Origin of the sequence: Streptomyces sp. NBC_00872, from assembly GCF_045161915.1 — a bacterium.
Classification (GTDB): Bacteria; Actinomycetota; Actinomycetes; order Streptomycetales; family Streptomycetaceae; genus Streptomyces.
This window is the reverse complement of record NZ_CP108806.1, coordinates 1,232,992-1,258,787: the sequence shown is the minus strand read 5'-3', so window position 1 is coordinate 1,258,787 and position 25,796 is coordinate 1,232,992. Positions and strand designations below refer to the sequence as shown.

General features: G+C 70.7%; 23 protein-coding genes and 1 pseudogene. 15 read left to right on the top strand and 9 right to left on the bottom strand.

All coding sequences use genetic code 11. The features are described from left to right. Nucleotides 1-18 precede the first annotated feature (18 nt). From OG214_RS05280 to OG214_RS05255, 6 genes are all read left to right on the top strand, one after another. Nucleotides 19-408 (top strand): roadblock/LC7 domain-containing protein, encoded by a 390-nt coding sequence (locus OG214_RS05280; RefSeq protein WP_363083770.1) that lies wholly within the window; start codon nt 19-21, stop codon nt 406-408. 320 nt (nt 409-728) lie between these two features. Continuing rightward, nucleotides 729-2,480: a sensor histidine kinase gene (locus tag OG214_RS05275; RefSeq protein WP_405983943.1), complete on the top strand. Its 1,752-nt coding sequence runs from the start codon at nt 729-731 to the stop codon at nt 2,478-2,480. Further along, nucleotides 2,477-2,902, top strand: a complete 426-nt coding sequence (locus OG214_RS05270) for a roadblock/LC7 domain-containing protein (RefSeq protein ID WP_363084754.1) — start codon at nt 2,477-2,479, stop codon at nt 2,900-2,902. Before OG214_RS05275 ends, OG214_RS05270 begins: the two co-directional genes overlap by 4 nt. Next, nucleotides 2,899-3,273, top strand: a complete 375-nt coding sequence (locus OG214_RS05265) for a DUF742 domain-containing protein (protein WP_363084753.1) — start codon at nt 2,899-2,901, stop codon at nt 3,271-3,273. The genes OG214_RS05270 and OG214_RS05265 overlap by 4 nt, the downstream gene beginning before the upstream one ends. Continuing rightward, nucleotides 3,254-3,880 (top strand): GTP-binding protein, encoded by a 627-nt coding sequence (locus OG214_RS05260; RefSeq protein ID WP_405983942.1) that lies wholly within the window; start codon nt 3,254-3,256, stop codon nt 3,878-3,880. The genes OG214_RS05265 and OG214_RS05260 overlap by 20 nt, the downstream gene beginning before the upstream one ends. Then, the gene (locus tag OG214_RS05255) at nt 3,877-5,448 is read left to right on the top strand and encodes a cytochrome P450 (RefSeq protein WP_405983941.1); all 1,572 of its coding nucleotides are present in this window, start codon (nt 3,877-3,879) and stop codon (nt 5,446-5,448) included. The genes OG214_RS05260 and OG214_RS05255 overlap by 4 nt, the downstream gene beginning before the upstream one ends. A 105-nt stretch (nt 5,449-5,553) precedes the next feature. Here the strand turns inward: OG214_RS05255 and OG214_RS05250 are convergent, their stop codons facing one another. Together OG214_RS05250 and OG214_RS05245 are read right to left on the bottom strand one after the other, a co-directional pair. Continuing rightward, complete coding sequence (locus tag OG214_RS05250; protein WP_405983940.1) at nt 5,554-6,636, bottom strand: terpene synthase family protein; 1,083 nt, start codon at nt 6,634-6,636, stop codon at nt 5,554-5,556. Nucleotides 6,637-7,111: 475 nt separating this feature from the next. After that, a complete protein-coding gene (locus OG214_RS05245) occupies nt 7,112-7,708 on the bottom strand; it encodes a TetR/AcrR family transcriptional regulator (protein ID WP_365905133.1) in 597 nt (198 codons plus the stop codon). Between the two features lie 178 nt (nt 7,709-7,886). Between OG214_RS05245 and OG214_RS05240 the strand changes: the two genes are divergently transcribed. The 5 genes and pseudogenes from OG214_RS05240 to OG214_RS05220 all read left to right on the top strand — a co-directional run bounded on the left by OG214_RS05240 (nt 7,887) and on the right by OG214_RS05220 (nt 13,665). After that, nucleotides 7,887-8,759 carry a phosphatase PAP2 family protein gene (locus OG214_RS05240; protein ID WP_405987432.1) on the top strand — a complete coding sequence of 291 codons (873 nt, stop codon included), beginning with the start codon at nt 7,887-7,889 and terminating at the stop codon, nt 8,757-8,759. Beyond that, a pseudogene (locus tag OG214_RS05235) lies at nt 8,756-9,745 on the top strand (hypothetical protein); the annotation flags it as partial. The gene OG214_RS05240 and the pseudogene OG214_RS05235, both read left to right, overlap by 4 nt. Before the next feature lie 421 nt (nt 9,746-10,166). Further along, nucleotides 10,167-11,201 (top strand): L-threonine 3-dehydrogenase, encoded by a 1,035-nt coding sequence (gene tdh / locus OG214_RS05230; protein WP_363085715.1) that lies wholly within the window; start codon nt 10,167-10,169, stop codon nt 11,199-11,201. 149 nt (nt 11,202-11,350) lie between these two features. After that, the gene (locus OG214_RS05225) at nt 11,351-12,550 is read left to right on the top strand and encodes a glycine C-acetyltransferase (RefSeq protein ID WP_363085716.1); all 1,200 of its coding nucleotides are present in this window, start codon (nt 11,351-11,353) and stop codon (nt 12,548-12,550) included. Between the two features lie 182 nt (nt 12,551-12,732). After that, nucleotides 12,733-13,665 carry a LysR family transcriptional regulator gene (locus OG214_RS05220; RefSeq protein WP_382860252.1) on the top strand — a complete coding sequence of 311 codons (933 nt, stop codon included), beginning with the start codon at nt 12,733-12,735 and terminating at the stop codon, nt 13,663-13,665. Nucleotides 13,666-13,941: 276 nt separating this feature from the next. On the opposite strand, the gene xylB is transcribed toward OG214_RS05220, so the two are convergent. Next, nucleotides 13,942-15,429 carry a xylulokinase gene (gene xylB / locus OG214_RS05215; protein ID WP_405983939.1) on the bottom strand — a complete coding sequence of 496 codons (1,488 nt, stop codon included), beginning with the start codon at nt 15,427-15,429 and terminating at the stop codon, nt 13,942-13,944. 252 nt (nt 15,430-15,681) lie between these two features. On the opposite strand from xylB, the gene xylA reads away from it, so the two are divergent. Next, nucleotides 15,682-16,851 (top strand): xylose isomerase, encoded by a 1,170-nt coding sequence (gene xylA, locus OG214_RS05210; RefSeq protein ID WP_365905128.1) that lies wholly within the window; start codon nt 15,682-15,684, stop codon nt 16,849-16,851. A gap of 402 nt (nt 16,852-17,253) precedes the next feature. Here xylA and OG214_RS05205 read toward each other — a convergent pair whose 3' ends face one another. From OG214_RS05205 to OG214_RS05195, 3 genes are all read right to left on the bottom strand, one after another. Continuing rightward, complete coding sequence (locus OG214_RS05205; RefSeq protein WP_363083276.1) at nt 17,254-18,492, bottom strand: ROK family protein; 1,239 nt, start codon at nt 18,490-18,492, stop codon at nt 17,254-17,256. Between the two features lie 150 nt (nt 18,493-18,642). Continuing rightward, the gene (locus tag OG214_RS05200; RefSeq protein WP_383038466.1) at nt 18,643-19,077 is read right to left on the bottom strand and encodes a hypothetical protein; all 435 of its coding nucleotides are present in this window, start codon (nt 19,075-19,077) and stop codon (nt 18,643-18,645) included. Then, on the bottom strand, nt 19,071-19,562 hold the full coding sequence (locus OG214_RS05195) for an ATP-binding protein (protein WP_405983938.1): 492 nt from the start codon (nt 19,560-19,562) through the stop codon (nt 19,071-19,073). Before OG214_RS05195 ends, OG214_RS05200 begins: the two co-directional genes overlap by 7 nt. Before the next feature lie 206 nt (nt 19,563-19,768). Between OG214_RS05195 and OG214_RS05190 the strand changes: the two genes are divergently transcribed. The 3 genes from OG214_RS05190 to OG214_RS05180 all read left to right on the top strand — a co-directional run bounded on the left by OG214_RS05190 (nt 19,769) and on the right by OG214_RS05180 (nt 21,813). Further along, nucleotides 19,769-20,632, top strand: a complete 864-nt coding sequence (locus tag OG214_RS05190; protein WP_363083274.1) for a helix-turn-helix transcriptional regulator — start codon at nt 19,769-19,771, stop codon at nt 20,630-20,632. After that, complete coding sequence (locus OG214_RS05185) at nt 20,633-20,869, top strand: DUF397 domain-containing protein (protein WP_066954884.1); 237 nt, start codon at nt 20,633-20,635, stop codon at nt 20,867-20,869. A 143-nt stretch (nt 20,870-21,012) separates the two neighbouring features. Next, nucleotides 21,013-21,813 carry an SAM-dependent methyltransferase gene (locus OG214_RS05180; RefSeq protein ID WP_363083273.1) on the top strand — a complete coding sequence of 267 codons (801 nt, stop codon included), beginning with the start codon at nt 21,013-21,015 and terminating at the stop codon, nt 21,811-21,813. A 140-nt stretch (nt 21,814-21,953) separates the two neighbouring features. On the opposite strand, the gene mmsB is transcribed toward OG214_RS05180, so the two are convergent. From mmsB to chvE, 3 genes are read right to left on the bottom strand one after another with little or no spacing between them, the layout of a single operon-like run. Then, the gene (gene mmsB, locus OG214_RS05175) at nt 21,954-23,135 is read right to left on the bottom strand and encodes a multiple monosaccharide ABC transporter permease (protein WP_363083272.1); all 1,182 of its coding nucleotides are present in this window, start codon (nt 23,133-23,135) and stop codon (nt 21,954-21,956) included. A gap of 5 nt (nt 23,136-23,140) precedes the next feature. Then, a complete protein-coding gene (gene mmsA / locus OG214_RS05170; RefSeq protein ID WP_405983937.1) occupies nt 23,141-24,682 on the bottom strand; it encodes a multiple monosaccharide ABC transporter ATP-binding protein in 1,542 nt (513 codons plus the stop codon). After that, nucleotides 24,679-25,794, bottom strand: coding sequence for a multiple monosaccharide ABC transporter substrate-binding protein (gene chvE / locus OG214_RS05165; protein ID WP_363083269.1), 1,116 nt, complete (start codon nt 25,792-25,794; stop codon nt 24,679-24,681). Before chvE ends, mmsA begins: the two co-directional genes overlap by 4 nt. Nucleotides 25,795-25,796: the final 2 nt, after the last annotated feature.

Sequence of the window (25,796 nt, the reverse complement as noted above, 5' to 3'; positions counted from 1 at the left end):
CATCAAGGAGCGCACATCATGTATGTAGGTTCGTCCGTCGGTTCACTTGTCGATGTTCTGGCGTCGCTGCGGGAGAACGTGATGGGAGTGTCCGAGAGCGTCCTCTCGACCACCGACGGGCTGCTGGTGGCCGCCGACGCGGACACCGTCCAGCCGGAAGCCGTCGCCGCGCTGGCGGCGGCGACGCTCGGGCTCGGTGCGCGTATGGCGGAGCAGGCCGGGGCGGGCGCGCTCCGCGATGTCGTCGTCCGCTGCGGCGGCGGGCATGTCGTCGTCCTGGCTGTGGGGGAGCGGGCCCTGCTGTCGGTCCTGGGCGACGAGGGACTCGATGTCGCCGCGCTCCAGCGGGCGACCCCCGCGCTGGCCGAGGAACTGGCCGGACTCCTCGAAGGAGACGCGCCCGTCTGATGTCGGCGGGGAGAGAGACCTGAGAGCAGGGGCCGTTCCCACCAGGGGGCGGCCCCTCGGTCGTTCAGGGGGCGCCCAGCGGTCGTTCACGCGCGAGATCCGTCACTCGCTGTGTGTCCGGGCGAGCGCAGCGTGCAAACGCGCGAGTCTATGCCCGGCGCGGTGGCGCGTGCAGGGGGTTACGGAATATGCCGAAGCTCTTATCCGATCGGGCTAAGCTCACCCGGAGCGCGCCGAGTTGACACGAAATCAGGCATATGTTCGCCATGTGTAGTGATCGTGCGAATGACCCGATCTGAATCGACCGCCAGAGGGCTTACATGGTTCGTCTCGAAGCACCCCCGAATGATCAAGCGTCTCCCGCCGTCCGCGCGCTGCTGCTCCCCGCGGCCCTGATGGCGGCGGCGACGGCCGTGGCGGTGGTCCTGGCCGCGGACACCGCGCGGATGCCGCTCGTGCTGTACGGGACGGCCGCCACGGTCCTGGTCACCTGGTGCGCCGTCGAACTGTCCAGGCGCCGCAGGACCGTCGGCGTCCTCCATGAGCACTACGCCCACCGGCTCACGCTGCTGGAGCGGCGACTCGCGGAGCACGACGAGGAGACCGTACGGCTGGGCAAGGAGCTGATGCCCGCCGCGATCCACCGGCTCCGCCAGGGCGAGTCGCCCGCCGAGGTGCTGCGCGCGGTCGTGGACGGCGACGAGCGGTACCGCGAACTCCCGTCGGCCCAGCGCTCCTTGCTCCGCTCCGTGCTTCAGATCGTGGACGACGAGGAGGCCATGCGCGACTCCGCGCAGCGCTCCTTCGTGAACATCGCCCGCCGCGTCCAGGCCATCGTGCACCAACAGGCCGGCGAGCTGCGGGAGATGGAGGAGCACCACGGGCGTAACCCCGATGTCTTCGACGATCTGCTGCGCATCGACCACGGCACCGCGCTCATCGGCCGGCTCGCCGACAGTATCGCCGTGCTCGGCAAGGCCCGTCCCGGCCGCCAATGGCCCAGGCCCGTACCGCTGTTCAGCGTGCTGCGCGGGGCGATGTCCCGGATCCTGGAGTACCAGCGGGTCGATCTGCACTCCATCGCCAAGGTCGCCATCGTCGGCACGGCTGTCGAACCGCTCATCCACGCCTGTGCCGAGCTCCTCGACAACGCCACCCGCTACTCACCGCCCCAGACCCGTGTCCATGTCACCGCGGTCGAGGTACAGACGGGAATCGCGATCGAGATCGAGGACGGCGGAGTCAGCCTGAGCGAGGAGGCACGGGCCAGGGCCGAACGGATGCTCGCCCAGGCCCAGGCCGGTTTCGACCTCAACGACCTCGGCGAGACTCCCCGGCTCGGGATGGCCGTCGTGGGCCGGCTCTGCCAGATGTACAACTTGCAGGTCTCGCTGCGGCAGTCGGCGTACGGCGGTGTCCGGGCCGTCCTCATCGTGCCGCGCGATGTCGTCACCACCGGACCCGCGCCCGGTATCGCCCATGGCATCGGCGCCGCCGCCGGGCCCCGGGGCAGCTCGGTCGACCTGCCCACCAAGGACATGCTGCGCCCGGAGAAGCGGGTGCCCAGGCCGGTCACCGGACCGCGGCGGGCCGCGCCGGTGCCGTCGGCCGCGGCGGCCATGGAGGACGACATTCCCGTGGTGACGGAGTGGACGGAGAACGGGCTGCCGCAGCGGCGCAGCCGTGGCCGCGCCCCGCTCGGCTCCCACAATCTCGGCCTCCGCGCCCCGGGCCGGGGCGCGGCTCCCCGGAGCAACGGGCAGGGCGGCGACGCCCGTCACAACGCGGGCCGTGCCGAAGGACCTGCCGGTGGCGGTACCGGCGGCCGGGCCGGCGGTGGTGACGGTGCCGGAGGGGACGGTGCCGGAGGGGACGGTGCCGGAGGGGACGGCCGCCACGGGCGGACCGGCACCCCCGAGAACAGACCCGGACCCGGCGTCTGGCTCGAAGCGTTCACCAAGGCGGTCAACGGCACCCCGCGGGAGCCCTCCGCCGAAGCGGGGGACGCGCCGGCCGGGCCCGGTGACCGTGGCGAATCCGACGACGTGTGGGGCAAGGGAGAGCAGAAGTGATCCAGCAGCGGGCCAATATGGACTGGATGCTCAAGGAACTGGCCGACGGAGTACCGCAGATCCAGCAGATCGTGGTGCTCTCCGCGGACGGACTCCGGATCGCCAGGCACGGCGGTGACCCCGATGTCGCCGACCGGCTCGCCGCGGCCTGCGCGGGACTCCAGAGCCTGGCCGCCGCCGTCGCCGCGGAGATCCCGCACAGCGACGGACGGATGCGGCTCGTCGTCATCGAGGTCGGGGGCGGCTTCTTCTATCTGATGGAGGCCGGGGAGGGCGCGTATCTCGCGGTGCTCGCCGACGAGACGGTCGACGCGGGTCTGGTGGGCGCCCGGATGAGGGACATGGTCGTCCGTATCGGCGCCCATCTCACCAGTCCACCGCGCCATGACGGGCAGGCCGGATACGACGGGCAGGCCGGATGAGTACGCCTCCCCAGCGGGAACGCAGAAAACCCGAGGCGGATGTGGGAGACCCGGAACGGCTGTACGTGATCACCGGGGGACCGGACGGCGCCGAACGCGCACCGCTCGATCTGGTCACCATGATCATGGCACGTGACGAACCGTCACCGACGGTGCAGCCGGAGCAGGCCGCCATTCTGCGGCTGTGCCGCGCACCGCTCTCCGTGGCCGAGCTGTCCGCCTATCTCACCCTCCCGTTCAGCGTGGTGACCGCGCTGCTGACCGAACTCCTCACGGCCGGACTGGCCGAATCGCGGGCGCCCGTCGTCCGCGCGGCCCTCCCCGACCGGTCCCTTCTGGAAGCGGTGATGCATGGACTTCAGAGACTCTGACACGGTCACGGGCCCCAGGAGCGAGGACATCCTGCCCACCACGGCCACCTCCGCGGTGAAGATCGTGATCGTCGGCGGATTCGGGGTCGGCAAGACGACGATGGTGGGCTCGGTCAGCGAGATCCGTCCGCTCACCACCGAGGAGACCATGACCCAGGCCGGGGTCGGGGTGGACGACAACTCGGGTGTCGAGAGCAAGACCGCCACCACCGTCGCCATGGACTTCGGCCGTATCAGCATCACCGAGCGGCTCGTGCTCTATCTCTTCGGCACCCCGGGCCAGGAGCGGTTCTGGTTTCTGTGGAACGGCCTCTTCGAGGGCGCCCTGGGGGCCGTCGTACTGGTGGACACCCGCCGTCTCGAAGTGAGCTTCGATGTGATCGGACGCCTGGAGGAGCGCGGCGTACCGTTCGTCGTCGCGGTCAACACCTTTCCCGACGCGCCGCACCACCCCGTCGAGGCGCTGCGGAAGGCACTGGACCTGCCCGACGAGGTCCCGATGGTCGACTGCGACGCCCGGCAGCGGGCCTCCTGCCGCGATGCCCTGCTGACACTGACGCGCTATCTGCACTCGCTGGCCACGTCCCCCTGGAGTGACTGCCCGTGACCACCCCTTCCTCCCACCAGTCCGGGTCCGACGACCGTCCGGCGCCGCCTCCGGGCTGCCCGGCCCACGCTGCGGGCACCGCCCGCCCACGGGCCGGCGGTACGGCCGTCAATGGACTGCGCCGGCTCTACGGACCCGAGGCCGAGAACGACCCCATGGGTCTGTACGAGAAGCTGCGCGCCGAACACGGTTCCGTCGCGCCCGTGCTGCTCCACGGCGACGTACCGGCCTGGCTCGTCCTCGGGCACAGCGAGAATCTGCATATGACGCGTACGCCGTCGCAGTTCTCCCGGGACTCACGGCGCTGGCGCGCACAGCACGACGGCACCGCGCCCCCCGACCACCCCCTGGCCCCGGTCTTCACCTGGCAGCCCATCTGCGTCTTCGCGGACGGCGCGGAGCACGAGCGGCTGCGCGGCGCGGTCACCGACTCGATCGCCCGTATCGACCACCGGGGTGTGCGCCGCCATATCAACCGCTACAGCAACAGGCTGGTCAACGAGTTCTGCCAGGACGGCAGGGCCGATCTGGTCAGCCGCTTCGCCGAGCATCTGCCGATGATGGTGATGGCGCAGATCCTCGGTATGCCCGAGGAGTACAACGAGCGGCTGGTGCAGGCGGCCCGCGACATGATCAAGGGCACCGAGACCGCCAACGAGAGCAACGAGTATGTGATGACCGTGCTGCGCCGGCTCGTGGCCCGCCGGCGCGACACCCCCGAGGAGGACTTCGCCACCTGGCTGACGGAGCACCCGGCGGGACTCACCGACGACGAGGTCGGCCAGCATCTGCGGCTGGTGCTCATCGCGGCCTACGAGACCACCGCCAACCTCATCGCCAATGTGCTCCGTATGGTGCTCACCGACCCACGGTTCCGGGCGCGGTTGAGCGGTGGCCATATGACCCTGCCGGAGGCGGTCGAGCAGACGCTGTGGGACGAGCCGCCCTTCACCACGATCTTCGGCCGCTGGGCGGTCGGCGACACCGAGCTGGGCGGCAAGCGCGTCAAGGCGGGTGACGCGCTGATCGTCGGAATCGCGGCGGCCAACGCGGACCCGGTGGTACGCCCCGATCCCACCGCCTCCATGCGGGGCAACCGCGCGCATCTCGCCTTCAGCGGCGGCCCCCACGAGTGTCCGGGGCAGGACATCGGACGTGCCATCGCCGACACCGGGATCGACGCGCTGCTGCTGCGGCTGCCCGATCTCCAGCTCGCCGTGGAGGAGCACGAACTCCGCTGGTCGGCCGCGCTGATGTCCCGTCAGTTGCTGGAGCTGCCCGCGACGTTCGCTCCCCGGCCGCCGCAGGACGTCACCGGCCCGCCGGACGCGACACCCGGTGCCCGGCGACCGCAGTGGCGGGTGGACTCACCGCGTCCGGTCTCCGGATCCCAGCCGCCGCCCCTGCGGCACTCCCCGCCCGCCGAGTCCGTCGGAGAGCGCGCGGTGCCGGCGCAGGAGGCGCCGAGCGAGGTCCCGGCCTTCACGGCGGCGAGCCCCGAGCCGCCCCCGGGCAACGCGCCTCGGCGTGCCTGGCGAGCGGTGACCCGCTGGTGGAACGGACATTGACGGACCGTCATATCCGACGGCCGTCATCCAGAGCCCGTCCGGCGGTGTCCGTCACCGCCGGACGGCCGGCGCTACTGCCCGTACGGTCCGGTGCGAGCCGTACGGTCAGTACGCCGGGTCCAGTTGGTCCCACCACCAGGAGATCGTGGGAATGGGCAGCGGCTCCTCGCTGTCGTCGGCGGGCCGCTGCTTCCACCAGCCGCCGGGCGTCGCCTCCGGCCCCGACGGCACGGAATAACGGGGGCAGATCGACGCCCAGTCGAGATGGCCCCGCACGAACTGGCCGAGCCCCTTGATGTACCGGCGCAGATCGTTGCCGGCCTCCTTCAGCACCTGTGCGGCCAGCCGGTCGAAGAGCACCATCACCCGGTCCCGCATCGCCACCGCGCGGACGAGCGCGCGCTTCGGATCGAGCCCCTCCTCCTGGCAGAGGACATCTATCAGATTCAGATTGTCACCGGCGCGCAGCAGCTCCTTGTTCCGTGAGTAGAGATCGTTGTCCCAGCTCACCAGCGTCCAGGTGATCTCGGTGAGCGCGCGTACCCGGGGGTCCTGCATATCCTCGTCGGCCACGGAGAAGCCGCCGACGATCTCGATCATCGCGGTGGAGGGCGCCATCCCGATGGCGCGCATCCACAGGGTGATGTAGTCGTCGAGCGAGGGCAGCCGGGAGTTGCGGCGCCAGGACGCCTCCCACACCAGCCCCGAGGTGTAGACACGCATCGCCTCCGTCAGCCGGTGCAACTGGCGCGGTGACGCGAACCGCTCCGTGTCCAGCCGCAGCCGGCGCAGCGCGGCCGTGTGCGGCGAGTCGCCGGACCCCCGCGCGGCCGGCGCCTCCACGGCGCGCATGATGCGTGAGGTCTCCTGGGCGAGCAGATCCGCCGTGGCCCCGGACTCGTCGCACACACCGTCGTCGAGCGAGAAGAGCACGGCGTGGAACCTGGCCATGAGGACGAGCCGTTCGAGCTCTCCGTACGGCATCGTCGACGCCGTCAGACCGCCGAAGTCACAGACGGCGAGGCGTTTGAGCTGATGCTCGTCGCTGTCGAGCCGCTGTTTGAGCATCCACCGTACGGTCCGGTCGTTGAGCGCCTCCACCGACGGATGCCGGGCCGGCGGGACCGGGCAGTAGAACGGCACAGCCGGAAGCTGCTGGACCAAGCTCGGTTCCGAGACACAGGTCATGATCGGCCTCCTGGTACGGCGAGGGGCGGAAAAGTGACGTGCGGAAAAGCGATGTGCGAACATCCCGTGTGCCGTTCGGGTGGAGCGTATATGCCAGTGTCGGACCGTCAACATCTATGCAATTGGCCAGTGCCTGGCCTGAACTGACGGTCAGTGAGCTGATGCGGTCGGCTCGAACCGGCCGTCCGACGCGCGGGCGCCGCCGACGTGGAGAAAGTCCCGCTGTCCGGGAAGCGCTCCTGTAACGGCTTGTACAGGACGGGGAGATGTCCGGATCGCTACCGGTACGCCGTTGGACGGGCCCGGTACGAGACGGATGTACGGCTTCGGGCCTCGACGGCTCCATGGCCCCACACGCCGGTGGGCCCCTCAGCGTGTGAGGGGCCCACCGGACCGGGATTCGCGCCGCCCCCGTCCCCACGGTGCGGCGCGGACCGACCGACCGTCGTCATCCGCTCGGGCGACGGTCCGCCGTTCATACGGGCGAGGTGACCTCCAGCCCGAGCACGGGGAAGACCGAGGACTCCAGGAAGCGGATCAGATACGGCTCGTCCGCGTTCCGGCTGTCCAGCATCGGCCGCGCGCGCATGACACCGATGAGCTGGGCGGCCACGAACTCGGCCGCGGGATTGTCCGCCGCGACTTCGCCGCGCTCCACGGCGCGGCGGACCATCGTCTCGATCGCCTGGATCTCCGGTTCGATGACGGCCTCGCGCAGGGCCCGCAGCAGCTCCGGATTCTGGAGCGCGGCATGGGCGAGCGCGTGCAGCAGCGCGGTGTCGCGTCCCGCTCCGGTCGCCGCCGCGCAGACCGCCGTCCGCAGATCACCCGCCAGGGTGCCGGTGTCGATGTCCGCGAGTCTCACACAGCTCGTGCCCCGGAGCGCGGCGGCGACGAGCTGGGGCTTGGTGCGCCACTGACGGTAGAGCGTGGACTTGCCGCAGCGTGACCGAGCGGCGACACCCTCCATGGTCAGCGCCTCGTAACCGCTCTCTCTGACCAGGTCCAGAGCGGCCTCGTAGAACTCCAGCTCCCGTTCCGGTGTGATCTTGGAGCGGCGCTGCGATGTCATCGTCTCTCCCTGTCCGATTCCCGCCCCCCGGGCTGCCCTTCAGGGGTTCCGATACGCCAGTGTACCGATACGAATCCGTATCGGTACACTGGCGTATCGATAGGGCGTGGTCCTGACCGCGTCGCCGCACCACCACGCCGTCACACGCGACGTGCTGTCCTTGCAAGGGGGTCGGGTGATACACGCCCGCACTGGGCCCGCCGAACGGGAGCAGGACACTCCCGCCCGACCGCCCCTCGTACGAGAACTGCTGCTCGTCGCCGGACTCTTCCTCGTGTACAAACTCGGCAGGCAGGCCGCGACCGGCCACACCGCCGAGGCGTTCCGCAACGCCCACCGGGTCTGGGACTGGGAGCGCACGCTCCGGCTCCCGGACGAGGGCACCGTCCAGGGCGTGCTGCTGCACGGCGGCACGCTCGTCCAGTGGGCGAACACCTACTACACGGCGGTGCACTTCCCGGCGACACTGCTCTTCCTCTGCTGGCTCTACTGGCGCAGCCCCGGCCACTACGTCTGGGCCCGCCGGGTGCTCGCCGCACTGACCGGCGCCGCGCTCGTCCTGCATCTGCTGATGCCGCTCGCCCCGCCGAGGCTGCTCACCGCGACCGGTCTGGTGGACACGGGCCGGGTGTACGGCCCGACGGCGTACAGCGCGGTGCCCGCCACCGACTCCATGGCGAACCAGTTCGCGGCGATGCCCTCGCTCCATGTGGGCTGGGCCCTGATGGTCGCGGTCGGGCTCATCGCCGCCACCCGCTCCCGGTGGCGCTGGCTCTGGCTGCTCCATCCGCTGACGACGCTGTTCGTGGTCATAGGCACCGCCAACCACTACTGGCTGGACGCGATCGTGGCCGTCGCCCTGCTGACCGTCGCGCTGATATGCGTACGGGCGCCGGGCCGGCGCGGTTCACGGATCGTACGGACCGGCCCCGGTGTACCCGGCACGGCGGCGGACGCGCGGCCGGAAGCGGCGAAGGAAGCGGAGCCGGCACGGGCGTCCGGCGTCCCGGCGTCCGGCGTCCCGCTGGCCGCGTCGGGAACAGCCCGATGAGCGGCGCGACAGTGGTCGCCGTCACCCTGTCGCTGCTCTCCGCCGTCGCGTACGCCGCCGCGGCCGTGGCCCAGGAGCGGCTCGCCGCCCGTACGGCACCGAAGGCCGGACTGCTCGCCCTGCTCGGCAGCGGCGCCTGGTGGTGGGCGGTCGGGCTCAACGCGAGCGGCGGGCTGCTGCATGTGGTGGCCCTGGCGTACGGGCCGCTCACCGTGGTCCAGCCACTGGGCGCGCTCACCCTCGTCGCGGCCGTACCGCTGGGCGCGCGCCGCGCCGGGCGGCAGGTCAGCCGGGAGGAGTGGCGGGGCACGGCGTTCACACTCGTCGGCCTCGCGGCGATCCTGCTGACGGCGGCGGGCACGGGCGCACAGCCGAACGAGTCGCTCACCCTGCCGCAGGCCCTCGGCGTGGGCGGCGTGGCCCTGACGCTGGTCGCGCTGCTGGCCAGGCCGGGGGCCCGGCCAGGGCTGCCGCACGCGGCGGCCTCCGGTGTCGCCTCGGGTGTCGCCTCCGCCCTCACCCAGACGATCACGGTCGCCGCTGCCGGGGGCGGTATGCCGGGCGGTCCGGGAGCGGGTACGGACGGGCTGCCGCTGTGGCAGGTGGTGGTCGTGGCGGTGCTGGTCGCGGCCTTCGCGGTGGGCGGGCTGCTGCTCTCCCAGACCGCCTACCGCGGCGGTCTGGGCGCGCCCCTCGCGGTGCTGACCCTGGCGAATCCGGTGGCCGCGGCGGTCATAGGGCTGACGCTTCTGGGCGAACGCCTCCAGGGCGGCGCGGCGGGGATCGCCGCGGCGCTCGTCGGCGCGGTGGTCGCGGCCCGCGGGGTGGTCCTGCTGACACGCACACCGGCGGCACGGCTGCTGATGGAGGCGCCGGCGGGGGCGGATTCCGGGCCTGCCCCCGGTCCCACCGCGCGGACCGAGGACGCGCGGGACGTCGACGTACTGCTGAGCCCCGACGTACCGATGACTCCCGACGCGCTGACCCTCCCCGAGGCACTGACGGTCTCGGACGCGCTGACGGTCCCCGACGAACGGATCGCTCCGCTCGTGCCCGCGCCGGACGGTGCCCTCACCCGGTCGGCCGAGCCGGCGGTCACTTTCCAGCCGGTGCCGACTCCCGTGATGTTCTTCGCGGGCGGGTTCGCCGTACAGATCCCCGGTCCCCGTGGGCCCGTCGACGAGGAGACCGCCGTACCCGTACGCCGCTCCCGGCGACGGCGACGCTGCCGCGCCCAGCCGTGAAGCTGCGCTGTCGGGCCGCTTAAGAAATCCTCGATGGACGGTGCGGCCGGTGATCGGCAGATTGGTGTCCGACCACCGAACAGTGATCACCGGCGACCGGTCACGCGTCGCCGATGCCGATCGCTGGTCACCGAACAGCACCAGCACGCCGGGAGCCGCGCCCATGAAGGCACTTGTGAAACAGCAGGCCGAGCCGGGGCTCTGGCTCATGGACGTGCCGGAACCGGAGGCGGGCCCCGGTGACGTACTGATCAAGGTACTCCGAACCGGCATCTGCGGCACCGATCTGCACATCCGGTCCTGGGACGGCTGGGCCCGGCAGGCCGTCACCACGCCCCGTGTCCTCGGACACGAGTTCGTCGGCGAGGTCGCCGCCGTCGGTGCCGACGTACAGGACATCGCCGTCGGCGATCTCGTCAGCGGCGAGGGCCATCTCGTCTGCGGCAAGTGCCGCAACTGTCTCGCAGGCCGCAGACATCTCTGCCGCAGCACCGTCGGACTCGGGGTCGGCCGCGACGGCGCGTTCGCCGAGTATGTCGCCCTGCCCGCCGCCAATGTCTGGGTGCACCGCGCGGAGGTGCCCCTCGATGTCGCCGCGATCTTCGACCCCTTCGGCAACGCCGTGCACACCGCGCTCTCCTTCCCGCTCGTCGGCGAGGACGTACTGATCACCGGCGCGGGCCCCATCGGCATCATGGCCGCGGCCGTCGCCCGGCACGCGGGAGCGCGCAATGTCGTGATCACCGACGTCAGCCCGCACCGCCTCGCGCTCGCCCGCAAGGTGGGCGCCACGCTCGCCCTCGATGTCTCGGCTCCCGGAACCGGAATCGCGGACGCGCAGCGGCAGCTCGGCCTCAAGGAGGGCTTCGACATCGGTCTGGAGATGTCCGGACGCGCGGAGGCCCTGCGCGACATGGTCGACAACATGACGCACGGCGGCCGGATCGCCATGCTCGGCCTGCCGGCGCAGGAGTTCGCGGTCGACTGGTCGAAGATCGTCACGTCGATGATCACGATCAAGGGCATCTACGGCCGTGAGATGTTCGAGACGTGGTACGCGATGACGGTCCTGCTCGAAGGCGGACTCGACCTCACGCCCGTCATCACCGGCAGTTACCGATACCAGGACTTCGACGCCGCGTTCGACGAGGCGTCCACCGCGCGCAGCGGCAAGATCATCCTCGACTGGACCACCTGACCGTTCCCCCCAGGGCGCGTCGGTGCCGAAAGGGAGAGCGCGCGCAGGTCCGTGAGGTACGAGCGGACCGAGCACGGTCGACCGTCGGCATCGACATGAAGCGCCCCGGAGGCGAACCGAGCCCCCAAAAAAGAAGGAGAGTGCTGTTTATGTACGCGTCCGTCCGGGACGAACTGTCCGCCACCCTCGGAGAGATCCGCGACGCCGGTCTCTTCAAGCCCGAGCGCGTGATCTCCACCCCCCAGAGCGCCTCGGTCGCCGTCACCGCGGGCGGTGGCGCCGGTGAGGTCCTCAACTTCTGCGCCAACAACTATCTCGGGCTCGCCGATCACCCCGAGGTCGTCGCCGCCGCCAAGGACGCGCTCGACCGATGGGGGTACGGCATGGCCTCCGTACGCTTCATCTGCGGTACGCAGGAGGTCCACAAGGAGCTGGAGCAGCGTCTCTCCGCGTTTCTCGGCCAGGAGGACACGATCCTCTACTCCTCCTGCTTCGACGCCAACGGCGGGGTCTTCGAGACCCTGCTCGGCGCCGAGGACGCGGTCATCTCCGACGCCCTCAACCACGCCAGCATCATCGACGGCATCCGGCTCTCCAAGGCCCGCCGCCTCCGGTACGCCAACCGTGACCTCGCCGAGCTGGAGACCAGGCTCAAGGAGTCGCAGGACGCGCGTCGGCGGCTGATCGTCACGGACGGTGTGTTCTCGATGGACGGGTATGTCGCGCCGCTGGCCGAGATCTGCGATCTGGCCGACCGGTACGACGCGATGGTCATGGTCGACGACTCGCACGCGGTCGGCTTTGTGGGGCCCGGCGGTCGCGGCACCCCGGAACTGCACGGTGTGATGGACCGTGTCGACATTCTCACCGGCACACTGGGCAAGGCCCTCGGCGGCGCCTCCGGCGGCTATGTCGCGGCCCGCGCCGAGATCGTCGCCCTGCTGCGGCAGCGCTCGCGTCCGTATCTCTTCTCCAACTCGCTCGCCCCGGTCATCGCCGCCGCGTCGGTCAAGGTCCTCGATCTGCTGGAGAGCGCGGGCGAACTGCGGGACCGGCTGAACGCCAACACCAAGCTCTTCCGTACGAAGATGACCGAGGCGGGCTTCGAGATCCTGCCCGGTGACCACGCCATCGCGCCGGTGATGATCGGTGACGCGGCGGAGGCGGGCCGGATGGCGGAGCTGCTGCTGGAGCGCGGGGTCTATGTGATCGGTTTCTCGTACCCCGTCGTTCCGATGGGCAAGGCCCGGATCAGGGTCCAGCTCTCGGCGGCGCACTCCACGGCGGACGTGGAACGCGCGGTGGCGGCGTTCATCGACGCGCGGGAGGCGATGGGCCGACAGGCCTGACCGCGGGGGACGCGCGGGCAGGCCCTTCGCATGTCCCCGGCGCCCTGGCGTCCCGGGCGGACCGGGACGCCCACGGCACCGGGCCCTCGGCCCGTCCCCGCCGGCCCGTCCCCGCGCCCGAGGGGCCGGGCCGACGGGGCCGGCAGATACCCGAGACCGTGCCCACCTGGCAGGATGGCCGGGTGATCGACGCACGGCGGCTGCGCATACTGCGGGCCGTGGCGGACCACCGTACGGTGACCGCCGCGGCCGCCGCGCTGTATCTGACCCCCTCGGCCGTCTCCCAGCAGCTCGCCGTACTGGAGCAGGAGACCGGCCACGCCCTGCTGACCCGCAGCGGCCGGGGCGTACGGCTGACGGCGGCCGGCGAGATCCTGCTCGGCCACGCGCACGCGGTACTCGCCCAGCTCGAACGGGCGGAGGCGGAGCTCGCGGCGTACGCGGGCGGCTCGGCCGGCGAGGTGACGGTCGCGGCGTTCGCCACCGGCATCGCGGAGGTACTGGCCCCCGCCCTTCAGCTCCTGGCCGGACCGTATCCGGACATCCGGGTACGCGTACGGGACGCGGAGGGCGACGAGAGCCTGCCCATGGTGCTGGACGGTCAGGCGGATCTGGCGGTCGCGGTCGAGTACCGCGGCGCCCCGCGCGAGGACGATCTGCGGCTCTCCCGGGTGGCGCTGTACGCCGAGCCGTTCGACGCGGTCCTGCCCGCCGCGCACCCCCTCGCACTGCACGCCGAGGTCTCGCTCGCCTCGCTCGCCGACAGCGAGTGGGTCGGCCCCTACCCCGGCAACCCCTGCCATGACGTGATACAGCTCGCCTGCGAACTGGCCGGCTTCGAGCCGCGCCTTGTGCACTCCTCGGACGACTTCCGTGCCGTCGTCGCGCTCGCGGGCGCGGGCGCCGGGGTCGCGCTCGTCCCGCGGTCGGCGCTGCGCGGGATGGAGCTGAAGGGCACGGTCGTACGTCCGGTGTCCGGACCGGCCGCGACCCGCAGAGTCTTCGCCGCCGTACGCCGCGGCGCGGAGGACCACCCGCTGATCCGCCCGGTCCTGGACGCCCTGGCCCAGGCCGCGGGCGCCCTTCCCACCGGCCGACCGGCCCCCGGAGCCTGACACCGGCCCCCACCGCCTGACCGGCCCCACCCTTGGCGCACACGCACACGCACACGCACACGCACACGCACACGCACACGCACAGGCCCGGCGCGGCGCGGCCCGGCGCGGGCGGTCCGCCGCGCAGACCGAGCGTAGGGCGGGGGCCGGGCGGGTGACCAGGGGGCGACTACCGTACGGAAAAGCCCCCTTCGCGCTTCTCCGCGCGCCCCGCCGCGCCCGTCCGCCGCGCGCGCCCCGCCCGTACCGCCGCCCGTACCGCCGCCCGTACCGCAGCTACGAGAGCAGGCTCGGCGCCGCCCGGTCCAGCACCGAGCCCACGCGCTCCCAGGTCTCCATGTCCCGCTCCACCGGGGGCAGTTCCTCGCCCTCGCCGGTCCGCCAGGACGCCGCGATCGCCACCGCGTCCTCCTCCGTCGCCGCCCCGGCGGCCAGCGCCGCCGCTCCCAGGGCGACCAGCTCGCCGCTGGCCGGGACGATCAGCCGGCGGCCGGAGAGCCTCCGTACCGTGTCCACCCACATACGGCCCTGGGCACCGCCGCCGACCAGTCGCAGCGGCCGGGCCGCGACCTCAGGGTCGGCGGGGTCGAGGCCGCAGGCGCGCAGCACCTCGTCCAGCGCGCGCAGCACGGTCACGATCGCGCCCTCATAGGCGGCGCCCAGCAGTTGCTGCGGTGTGGTGTCGTGGCGCAGCCCGGTCAGCAGACCCGAGGCGGCCGGCAGATCGGGGGTGCGCTCGCCGTCCAGATACGGCAGCAGGACGGCCTCGCCGCCCGGCACCGCGTCCTCCCGGTCCAGCCGGAGCAGGGCCGCCACCTTGTCCACGGCCTGTGTGCAGTTGAGGGTGCAGGCCAGGGGCAGATATGTGCCGTCCGCCGCGGCGAAGCCCGCGAGCGCGGGGGAGTCGGGGCGGGTACGGGTGGCGGCGAACACCGTGCCCGAGGTGCCGAGACTGAGCACCGGATGGTCCAGCAGCCCGCCGCCCCCGAAGCCGAGGCCGATGGCCGCGCTCATGTTGTCGCCGGTGCCCGCCGCGACGGCGATCCCCGCGGGCAGCCCGAGCTCCGCCGCGGACCCGGCGGTGAGCGAGCCGACCCTGACGGCGCCGGTCGCGGCGACGGTGGGCAGCAGATCGGCGTCGAGGCCGAGCAGTGCCAGCAGTTCGGGGTCGTACGCTCCCGTGGCCGTCGAATACCAGCAGGTGCCCGAGGCATCGCCGGGGTCGGTGGCGGCGACGCCCGAGAGGCGCTCGGTGAGGAAGTCGTGCGGGAGCCTGATGGCCGCCGTGGCGCCCGCGATGGCGGGGTCGTGCTCGCGCAGCCACTGCCACTTCGAGGCCGTCATCGACGCCACCGGCACGGAGCCGGTCCGCGCCGTCCAGGCGGCGGGGCCGCCGAGCGTCTCCGTGAGCGCGGCGGCCTGCGGGGCGGAGCGGGTGTCGTTCCACAGCAGCGCGGGGCGCAGCGGGCGGCCCCTGCGGTCCAGCACCACCAGTCCGTGCTGCTGTCCGGCGACGGCGATCCCGACGACGGCCGAGGCATCGACACCGGACTCCTTGAGGCCCGCCGCCACCGCCTCCCGCAGCGCGTTCCACCACACCTCGGGATTCGTCTCGCGCGCACCGCCCTCACCGGTCACCCGGTGCGGGGCGCGCCCCACGGCGAGCAGCCGGCCGGTGGCGGCGTCCGTGAAGGCCGCCTTGGTGGACTGGGTGGAACTGTCCACGCCGATGACGACCGGGCCGACCACCGGGCTCTGCGACATGGACGTACCTCTTCCCTGGCTGGAGCTGTTTTTGACGTGGGAGAAACAAATTACGCGATGGCGCGGCTCACCGGAACGGGGGTGGCGGATCCTCGCCGGTGGCCGAACGTGCGCGTCCATGTTCACCGGGTGCGCGGCCGATGAGCGGCCCCCGGGGGTTTTGCGCATCCGTGCCGACGTGCATTATTAGTCATGTCAGGAAACAAAAAGGTCGGCACGTGCCGGACCTGAGGTATCGAAGGCGGCCAGAGAATGACGGAACGCTTCACTCCCACCCCGGCGGACAAGTTCAGTTTCGGTCTCTGGACCGTGGGCTGGCAGGGCAGGGATCCGTTCGGGGACGCGACCCGCAGGGCCCTGGACCCCGTCGAATCCGTACAGCGCCTGGCCGAGCTGGGTGCGTACGGCGTGACCTTCCACGACGACGACCTCATACCCTTCGGTTCGTCCGACGCGGAGCGCGAGACGCACATCAAGCGGTTCCGGCAGGCGCTGGACTCGACGGGTCTCGTGGTGCCGATGGTCACCACCAATCTCTTCACGCATCCCGTCTTCAAGGATGGCGCGTTCACGGCGAACGACCGCGACGTCCGCCGCTTCGCGCTGCGCAAGACGCTCCGGAACATCGATCTCGCGGCCGAGCTGGGCGCCAAGACCTTTGTCGCCTGGGGCGGCCGTGAGGGCGCGGAGTCGGGCGCCGCGAAGGACGTACGGCTCGCGCTGGAGCGGATGAAGGAGGCCTTCGACCTGTTCGGCGCGTATGTCACCGAGCAGGGGTACGACCTCCGGTTCGCCATCGAGCCCAAGCCGAACGAGCCGCGCGGCGACATCCTGCTGCCCACGGTCGGCCACGCTCTGGCGTTCATCGAGCGGCTGGAGCGGCCGGAGCTGTACGGGGTGAACCCCGAGGTCGGCCATGAGCAGATGGCGGGGCTGAACTTCCCGCACTCCATCGCCCAGGCCCTGTGGTCGGGCAAGCTCTTCCACATCGACCTCAACGGCCAGAACGGCATCAAGTACGACCAGGACCTGCGTTTCGGGGCGGGCGATCTGCGGGCCGCCTTCTGGCTGGTCGATCTGCTGGAGAGCGCGGGCTGGGACGGGTCGAGGCACTTCGACTTCAAGCCGCCGCGGACCGAGGACTTCAACGGTGTGTGGGCGTCGGCCGCGGGCTGCATGCGCAACTATCTGATCCTCCGGGAGCGCGCCGCCGCGTTCCGCGCCGACCCGGTCGTCCAGGAGGCGCTGCGCGCCTCGCGCCTGGACGAGCTGGCGCTGCCCACGGCCGCGGACGGAGCCGCCGGACTGCTCGCGGACCGCAGCGCGTACGAGGACTTCGACGCGGAGGCGGCGGCGTCGCGCGGCATGGCCTTCGAGCAGCTCGACCAGCTCGCGATGGACCACCTGCTCGGCGTCCGCTGACACCGAGCCCCGACCGGGGCCGGGCCCGCCGGCCCGGCCCCGAGCCGCCGCGGAGCGGCATGTCACGCCCCACACCGGTGCCACGCGCCGGGGTGGGGCGTGACGTACGTCGGGTGGGGCGTGACGCGTGTCGGGGTGGGGTGTGACGCGCGTCGTACGTCGGCCGCGTCCCGCGCGGGCGTTCTCTCCGGGGCCTTCGGGCCGTGCGCCCGCGCCGAGCGGCCGTGTGCGATGCCCAGCGCCGCCGTCAGGCACCATGCGTGGCGTTCCGTGCTGGCGCCGACCGCGCCGCCCCGTACGGCTGTGGGATGTGCCACACCACCTTCGGGGCATGTCCTTCGTCACATACGGGCGCTCCGTGGCCGGTCGCCGGCCGAGCCGCGTACCGGGCGTCAGCCGCCGTCAGTCCGTGGTTCGCCGGACATAGGCCACCGGGTCCGCCAGGACCGCTCGTACCACCAGGGCCGCCGCGCCCCGGGCCGCGTCGCCTGCCGAGGAGGACGCGCGTAGGCGCCCGCTGTCGCGGGGCCACAGGCCCGAGACCACGCGGGCCGTGAGTTCGCGGTCCGCCGAGGGGGAGAGCCAGGGCATCAGAGCGCGGTAGATGCCGCCCAGCACGACCGCGTCCGGGTCGAAGAGATTCACCGAGCCCGACAGCACCCGGCCCAGCATCACCCCGGCCTGTTCGACGGCCGCCACGGCCCGGGAATCGCCGCCGCGTGCCCGGCGTTCCAGTTCGGCGACGCCGGGCACCCCCGAGTTCTCATCGATGCCGGCCGCGCGCAGCAGCGCGGACTGGCCCGCGTACTGCTCCAGACAGCCCCGCGAGCCGCACCGGCACAGCGGACCCTTCGCGTCGACCACCACATGGCCGATCTCCCCGGCGAACCCGTGCGCCCCGCGCAGCAGTTCACCGTCCAGCACCAGCGCGCCCCCGACCCCGATCTCACCGGTGAGATACAGGAACGTACGGAGGGGGCCGAGCCCGCCGAACCACAGCTCGGCCAGCGCCGCCAGATTGGCCTCGTTCTCCGAACTCACCGGCAGCGCCGGCATCTCGGGCCGCAGCTCCGCCAGCGCCCGCGCGAACAGTTCCTCCGCCGGGACCCGGTTCCAGCCGAGATTCGGCGCCTGCCGGACCGTACCCCCCGACACCAGCCCCGGCAGGGCGAGTTGGACCCCCACGGGGATCAACTCCTGCTCGGCGGCGGACTCCAGCGTACGGGCCGCGATCCGGGCGCCGCGCGCCAGCACCTCGGCCGGGAGAGCGCCGCGGTTGTCGATGTGTTCGGTGAGCCGGACGCGGTCGGTGCCGGACAGATCGACCACGCACACCGACAGATAGTCGATATTGATCTCGACCCCGATGCCCGCGGGCCCGGAGCGCGTCACCTTCAGTACGGTGCCGGGGCGCCCGGCCTGTCCGCTGAACGTCTTGCCCGACTCGGAGAGGAACCCGCTCTCCAGCAACTGCTCCACCAGTGAGGACACCGCGGCCCGGGTCAGTCCCACCCGCGCCGCGACCCCCGCCCGGGTCGCCTCTCCCTCGTCCCGCACCGCCCGCAGCACAAGGCTCAGATTGTGCCGACGCACCGTCTCTTTGTCGGCCTTGGGGCCGAGCGATGTGTGGTTGGTGTTCATCTCGCGGCCGAGCCTATGTGATGCGCGTCGCGTGAGGCACCGGGGCGGTCGGGTGAGGGCCCGGCCCGCCGGCTGCCGGGCCTGCTGCCGAGCCCTCACCCGGGCTCTCACCGGGCCCACACCCCCACCCGGGCCCGTCGCGGAAAGGGTCTAGTGCCTTGCCGGGACCGTGCCCGGCTCCGTCCGGGGGCCCCAGGACGGGGTCGTGCCCGTGAGCTGGCAGACCATGAGGTAGAAGGGGATCGGCGGGGTGTACGGGGTCGGTGCCTCGGGCCAGTGGATCAGCCGGGGATGCGCCGCGGGAACGGTCGTCCCCGATACGTAGCGAGCCGGCGAGGGCCAGGTGAGATCGAGGTCGGAGCCGGCGGGCACGATCCACCACCACCACTCGGCGTCGGCGAAGACACAGCCCTTCTTGGGCAGCCGCGCCATCAGCCGGAAGCCGTGCTCAGCCGGGACTCCCACCGCGTCACAGCCCAGTGAGGCGGGCAGGGTGGGCGGCAGAGGCAGCTTGACGCGACGGGGTGCGAGGTCGCGGCCGTCGCGCAGACCGCGTGCGAGCCGGTCCAGTGCGGTCCTCAGCACGGTTGCTCCGTTCCGTGTGGCGATTCTCCGTGGGGCAGTTCGGCCCAGACCACACGCCCGGGGCCGTATCCCGATGTGTCATGTGCCCCCCAGCCGCTGCACAGGGAGTCGACGAGGAACAGTCCCCGGCCCCCCTCGCCCTCGGTCTCGTCCCGGGCGGCGTCGTGGAGCTGCGGTCCCGTCGGTCCGTAGCCCTGGTCCTCAACGGATATCCGCAGCCGGCCGTCTCCCTCACGTATCTCGCAGATGACGCGGTCCCCGGCCGCGTGCACGATCGCGTTGGTGACCAATTCCGAGACGACGAGCACCGCGGTGTCGCGTATCTCCTCGTCTATGTCCCACCGGGTGAGCCGGTCGCGGGTGAGCTGTCTCGCCCGAGCCACTGACTCCGCGTGAGCGGGCAGCTGGAACCCGTAACGCCGGACAACGTTGCCAGGGGGGCACACGGCTATGAGCGGGGGGGTGAGCGCGTTACCAGGTGCCACGACCGATTCCTAACGGTGGGGGAGCAGCGGCCGAGCGCGAAACTCTCCCATGGCAGAGCCCGACAACCGCGTGAGCTGGTTCACCGATCCACTCTCCACCCGTCGGCGACACTTGGCAAGGGGCACTCTGAATTTTTCAGAGTGCCGTGTTCTTCGTGGCGTAGACGTGGCAGACTGCTGGTAACCGTGCGTGGGGAGGACCCAAAGTGAGTGAACCGCGGTCCGCCCCGACCGTGGGTCAGGTCGTACTCGGCAGACGTCTGCAAGATCTTCGTGAGCGCTCCGGACTGAAGCGCGAGGAGGCCGCCAAGCTGCTCCGGGTGGCCCCCGCGACGATCCGCCGGATGGAGACGGCCGAGGTCGCTCTCAAGATCCCCTATGTACAGCTCCTGCTGCGCGCGTACGGGATCCCCGAGGACGAGACCGAGGCCTTCGTCGAGCTCACCGAGGAAGCGAACAAGCCCGGCTGGTGGCAGAGGTTCCACGACATCCTGCCGGACTGGTTCAGTATGTACGTCAGTCTGGAGGGCTCCGCCTCCCTGCTGCGTGCCTACGAACCGCACTTCGTCCCCGGGCTGCTCCAGACCGAGGAGTACGCGCGGTCGGTCATGCACGCGGGGGCTGTGGGGCAGGCGCAGCCCGAGGACATCGAACGCCATGTGGCGCTCCGTATGGAACGCCAGTCACTGCTGATCCGTAAGGACGCACCCAGATTCTGGGTGATCATGGACGAGACCGTACTGCGCCGCCCGGTCGGCGACAGTGCGGACGTCATGCGGGAGCAGATCGACAAGCTGCTCGAAGCCTCGGTCCTGCCGAATGTCACCCTGCAGATCGCGGAATTCTCGAGCGGGCACCATCCCGGTACCTACGGGCCGTTCGTGATCTTCCGGTTCGCCGAACCGGAACTGCCGGACATGGTCTACAGCGAATACCTGACCGGCGCCGTCTATCTGGACGCACGTCCCGAAGTGGCCACCCACCTGGAGGTCATGGACCGGATGGCGGCTCAGGCCGCAACTGCACAACGCACGAAGGAGATCCTCAAGGATCTCCGCAAGGAGCTGTGAATGGATCCCATATACAACGGCATGCCCGCCGCCGACCTCGGTGCCGAAGGCTGGCGCAAGCCGTGGAGTGGCGGCAATGGCGGCAACTGCATCGAGGCCATGAAGCTGGCCGACGGCAGAGTCGCGGTGCGCCAGTCCGCCGACCCTGACGGCCCCGCACTGATCTACACCACCAGCGAGATCGCCGCGTTCATCCAGGGCGCGAAGGCGGGTCAGGCCGACTTCCTGCTCACCTGACCGGCTTCCCGCCCCCACCGTCCCCCGTCCACGCCCGTCGTCCCTGTCCACTCGGTATCCACTCGGTACGCAAGTCCCCGTTCTTCCGCAGACACTGTGTTCCACAGACCCTGCTCATCGACCCTGAGACTCATGGAGCGCACATGACCGGGAACGACCCGATCGACACCAGCAAGCCGCATCCGGCGCGGGTGTACGACTGGTTCCTCGGCGGCAAGGACAACTACCCCGTGGACGAGGAGATGGCGAAGCAGTTACTGGCAGTGGATTCCCGGGGACCGGACATGGCGCGGGTGAACCGGGCGTTCATGCACCGCGCCACCCGCTGGCTCGGCACCACCGGCGGGGTGCGGCAGTTCCTGGACATCGGCACAGGCATCCCCACCGAGCCCAATCTCCACCAGATAGCCCAGGAGGTCGCGCCCGACTCCCGGATCGTCTACACGGACAACGACCCGATCGTCCTCCGGCATGCCGAGGCGCTGCTCCGCAGCACCCCGGGCGGTGTCACGGAGTACGTCCAGGCCGATGTCCGCGAGCCGGAGGCGATCATCGAGGCGGCGGGGAAGATCCTCGATCTGGACCGTCCGGTCGCGCTCTCCCTCGTCGCGCTGCTGCACTTCATCTCGGACGAGGACGGCGCGTACGAACTGGTGCGCCGGCTGCTCGACCCGCTGCCGTCCGGCAGCTATCTTGTCCTCTCCCATGCCACGGGCGACTTCGACCGGGACAGCGCCGACCAGGCACGTGAGCTGTACCAGAAGCGGGCGCTCACCCTGGCCCTGCGGTCGCGGGAGGAGTTCGCCGCGTTCTTCACGGGTCTGGACCTGGTCGAACCGGGGGTCTCACTGGCCACCGACTGGCGCCCGGAGCTGGGAGAGGTCATAGCGGTCCCCGGCGACGAGCCCATCCCGGGGTACGCGGGCGTGGCACGCAAGCTGTAAGTGGAATACGGGGGCGCGGCGCCGCAGCACTTTTCAGGTGCGCTGCGGCGCCGCGCGTATTCACCCCCGGTGCGGAGGGACCCGCGTTGTTCACTCCCTGTGGTCCCTGTGGTCCCTGTGGTCCCTGCGGTCCGGCGGTGTCAGGCGCCCACCCTGCGCTTGTTCCAGACGTCGAAGCCCACCGCCGCCAGCAGCACCAGTCCCTTGATGACCTGCTGATAGTCCGGGCCTATCCCGACCAGCGACATTCCGTTGTTGAGCACCCCCAGCACCAGCCCGCCGATGATCGCGCCGAACACCGTACCGACACCGCCGCTCATCGACGCGCCGCCGATGAACGAGGCCGCGATGGCCTCCAGTTCGAAGTTGACGCCCGCCTGCGGCACACCCGCGTTGAGCCGGGCCGCGTAGACCATCCCCGCCAGCGCGGCGAGCACCCCCATATTGACGAAGACCAGGAAGGTGACCCGGCGGTCCTTGACGCCGGACAGCTTCGCCGCGGCGCGGTTGCCGCCGAGCGCGTACACATGACGGCCGACGACGGCGTTGCGCATGACATAGCCGAAGCCGATGAGCAGCGCGGCGAGCAGCAGCAGGACCACCGGGACGCCCCGGTAGCTGGCCAGTGTCAGGGTGAAGGCGAGTACGGCCGCCGCCAGTCCCGCGCACTTGAGCAGGAAGAGACCCCGGGGGAGTACCTCCAGTTCGTACGCCCGCTGCCGGCGCCGGTCCCTGATCTCCTGGAACACCGCCACGGCCAGCAGCGCGAGCCCCAGCAGCAGCGTCGGATTGTGGTAGTTGGTGACCGGGCCGAACTCGGGGAGATAGCCGGTCGCTATCTTCTGGAAGCCCTCCGGGAACGGGCCGAGCGAGCGTGAGCCGAGGAAGATCTGCGTACCGCCGCGGAAGAGCAGCATCCCGGCGAGGGTGACGATGAACGACGGAATGCCGACATACGCTATCCAGAACCCCTGCCAGGCCCCGGCGAGCGCGCCGATCAGCAGTCCGACGACCAGCGCGGGCACCCAGGGCATGTCGTGCTTGACCATCATCACCGCGCAGGCGGCGGAGACGAACGCCGCCAGCGAGCCGACCGAGAGATCGATATGGCCCGCGACGATGACGATCATCATGCCGATGGCGAGGACGAGGATATAGCTGTTCTGGAGCACCAGATTGGTGACGTTGTTCGGCTTGAGCAGCACACCGCCGGTCCAGATCTGGAAGAGCACGACGATCAGGCCGAGCGCGACGAGCATGCCGTACTGCCGCATATTGCGGCGCGCGGCCTCCAGCAGCGGCGTGGTGGTGACCGGACCCATGTCGACTACCTCGTGTTCCTGGTCATATGGCGCATCAGGACTTCCTGGGTCGCCTCCGCCCGGGGGATCTCGCCGGTGAGCCGGCCCGCCGCCATCGTGTAGACGCGGTCGCACATACCGAGCAGCTCGGGGAGTTCGGAGGAGATGAGGACGACCGCCTTGCCCTGCGCGGCGAGTTGGTCGATGACGGTGTAGATCTCGTACTTGGCGCCGACGTCGATCCCCCTGGTGGGCTCGTCGAGGATCAGCACATCGGGACCCGCGAAGATCCATTTGCTGAGGACGACCTTCTGCTGATTGCCGCCGGACAGCCGGCCGGCCTGTTCGAAGACGGTCGGTGCCTTGATGTCCATGCTCGTGCGGTACGACTCGGCGACCCGGGTCTCCTCGTGCTCGTCGACCACCCCGTGCGCGGACACCTTGGCCAGGGCGCTCAGCGTGATGTTCCTGCTGATGGTGTCGATGAGATTGAGCCCGTACCGCTTGCGGTCCTCGGTGACATACGCGATGCCGTGCCGGATGGCCTCCGGCACGGTCCGGGTGCGGATCTCCCGGCCGTCCTTGAGGACCGTCCCGCTGATGTCACGGCCGTACGAGCGTCCGAAGAGGCTCATCGCCAGCTCGGTGCGGCCCGCGCCCATCAGCCCCGCGATTCCCACGATCTCGCCCCTGCGGACCTGGAGCGACACCCCGTCGACGACCTTGCGCTGCTGGTCGATGGGGTGATGGACGGTCCAGTCGCGGATGTCGAGCGCGGGCTCCGCCCCCGGATCGCCCCCGTAGGGGGTCCGTTCGGGGAAACGGTGGTCGAGATCGCGGCCGACCATGCCCCGGATGATCCGGTCCTCGGTGGCCGATCCCGCCCGCACATCGAGGGTCTCGACGGTCCGGCCGTCCCTGAGGACCGTGACGGAGTCGGCCACTTCGGCGATCTCGTTCAGTTTGTGCGAGATGATGATCGAGGCGATGCCCTGGGCCTTCAACTCCAGGATGAGCCTGAGGAGTTGCGCGCTGTCCTGGTCGTTGAGCGCGGCGGTCGGCTCGTCCAGGATCAGCAGTCTCACCCGCTTGGCGAGCGCCTTCGCGATCTCCACGAGCTGCTGTTTGCCCACACCGATGTCGGCGACCCTGGTCTGCGGGTGCTCACGCAGCCCCACCCGCTCCAGCAGCGCCGCCGCGTGCCTCAGCGTCTCGTTCCAGCTGATGATCCCCCGGGTGGCGTGCTCATTGCCGAGGAAGATGTTCTCGGCGATCGACAAGTAGGGGACCAGGGCCAGCTCCTGATGGATGATCACAATGCCCCGGGCCTCACTGGCCCTGATGTCCTTGAAGGCGCACGGGGCGCCCTCGAAGAGGATCTCGCCCTGGTAACTCCCGTACGGATGGACTCCGCTGAGCACCTTCATCAGGGTGGACTTGCCCGCGCCGTTCTCCCCGCAGACGGCGTGCACCTCCCCGGGGGCGACCGTGAGACTGACATCGGAGAGCGCCCTGACCCCGGGGAAGGTCTTCCCGATGGAGCGCATCTCCAGGACGGGGGCGGTCATGTCAGATCACCCGCCTTGAGATAGCCGGAGTCCACCAGCACCGACCGGTAGTTGGACTTGTCCACGCTCACCGGGTCCAGCAGAAAGGCCGGGACGACCTTGACCTCGTTGTCATAGGTCTTCTCGTCGTTGACCTCCGGCTTCTTGCCGGTGAGGACCGCGTCCGCCATCTGCACGGCCTGCCTGGCCAGCGCCCTGGTGTCCTTGTAGACCGTCTGCGTCTGCTGTCCCGCGATGATCGACTTGACCGAGGCGACCTCCGCGTCCTGCCCGGTCACCAGCGGATACGGTTTGGCGGGCGTCCCGTACCCGTCGGACTTGAGCGCCGACAGGATGCCGATGGAGATCCCGTCGTACGGCGAGAGCACCGCGTCCACGCGCCGTGAGCCGTACGCCTTGGTCAGCAGGTCGTCCATCCGCCGCTGCGCGGTGCCGCCGTCCCAGCGCAGGGTGGTGATCTGCTCCAGCCTGGTCTGGCCGCTCCTGACGACGAGCCGCTTCGCGTCGATGTACGGCTTGAGGGTCTTCCAGGCGCCGTCGAAGAAGTACCGGGTGTTGTTGTCGTCCGGGGAGCCGGCGAAGAGTTCGATACTGAACGGGCCCTTGCCACCGCCGTCCTCCAGCCCCAGCTTGTCGATGAGATAGGTGGCCTGGAGGACGCCGACCCGCTCGTTGTCGAAGGACGCGTAGTAGTCGACGTTCCCGGTGCCCAGGATCAGCCGGTCGTACGAGATCACCTTGATGTCCCGGTCGGCGGCCTGCCGGAGGACATCGGTGAGGGCCCGGCCGTCGATGGCCGCGATCACCAGGACGTCCACACCCTTGGTGATCATGTTCTCGATCTGGGAGACCTGCTGGGCGACATCGTCCTCGCCGTACTGGAGGTCGGTCCGGTAGCCGAGCTTCTCGAACTGGGCGACCATGTTGGCGCCGTCGGCGATCCAGCGCTCGGACGACTTGGTCGGCATCGCGATACCGACGGTGGATTCCTCCCCGCCCTTCGACTCGTCCTTGCTGCCGCCCTCGCTGTTCTGCCCGCAGGCGGCGAGGGAGAGCACCAGGGACACGGCGGTGACGGCGAGTGCGGCCCGGCGGGCACGGCGGATTCGCATGG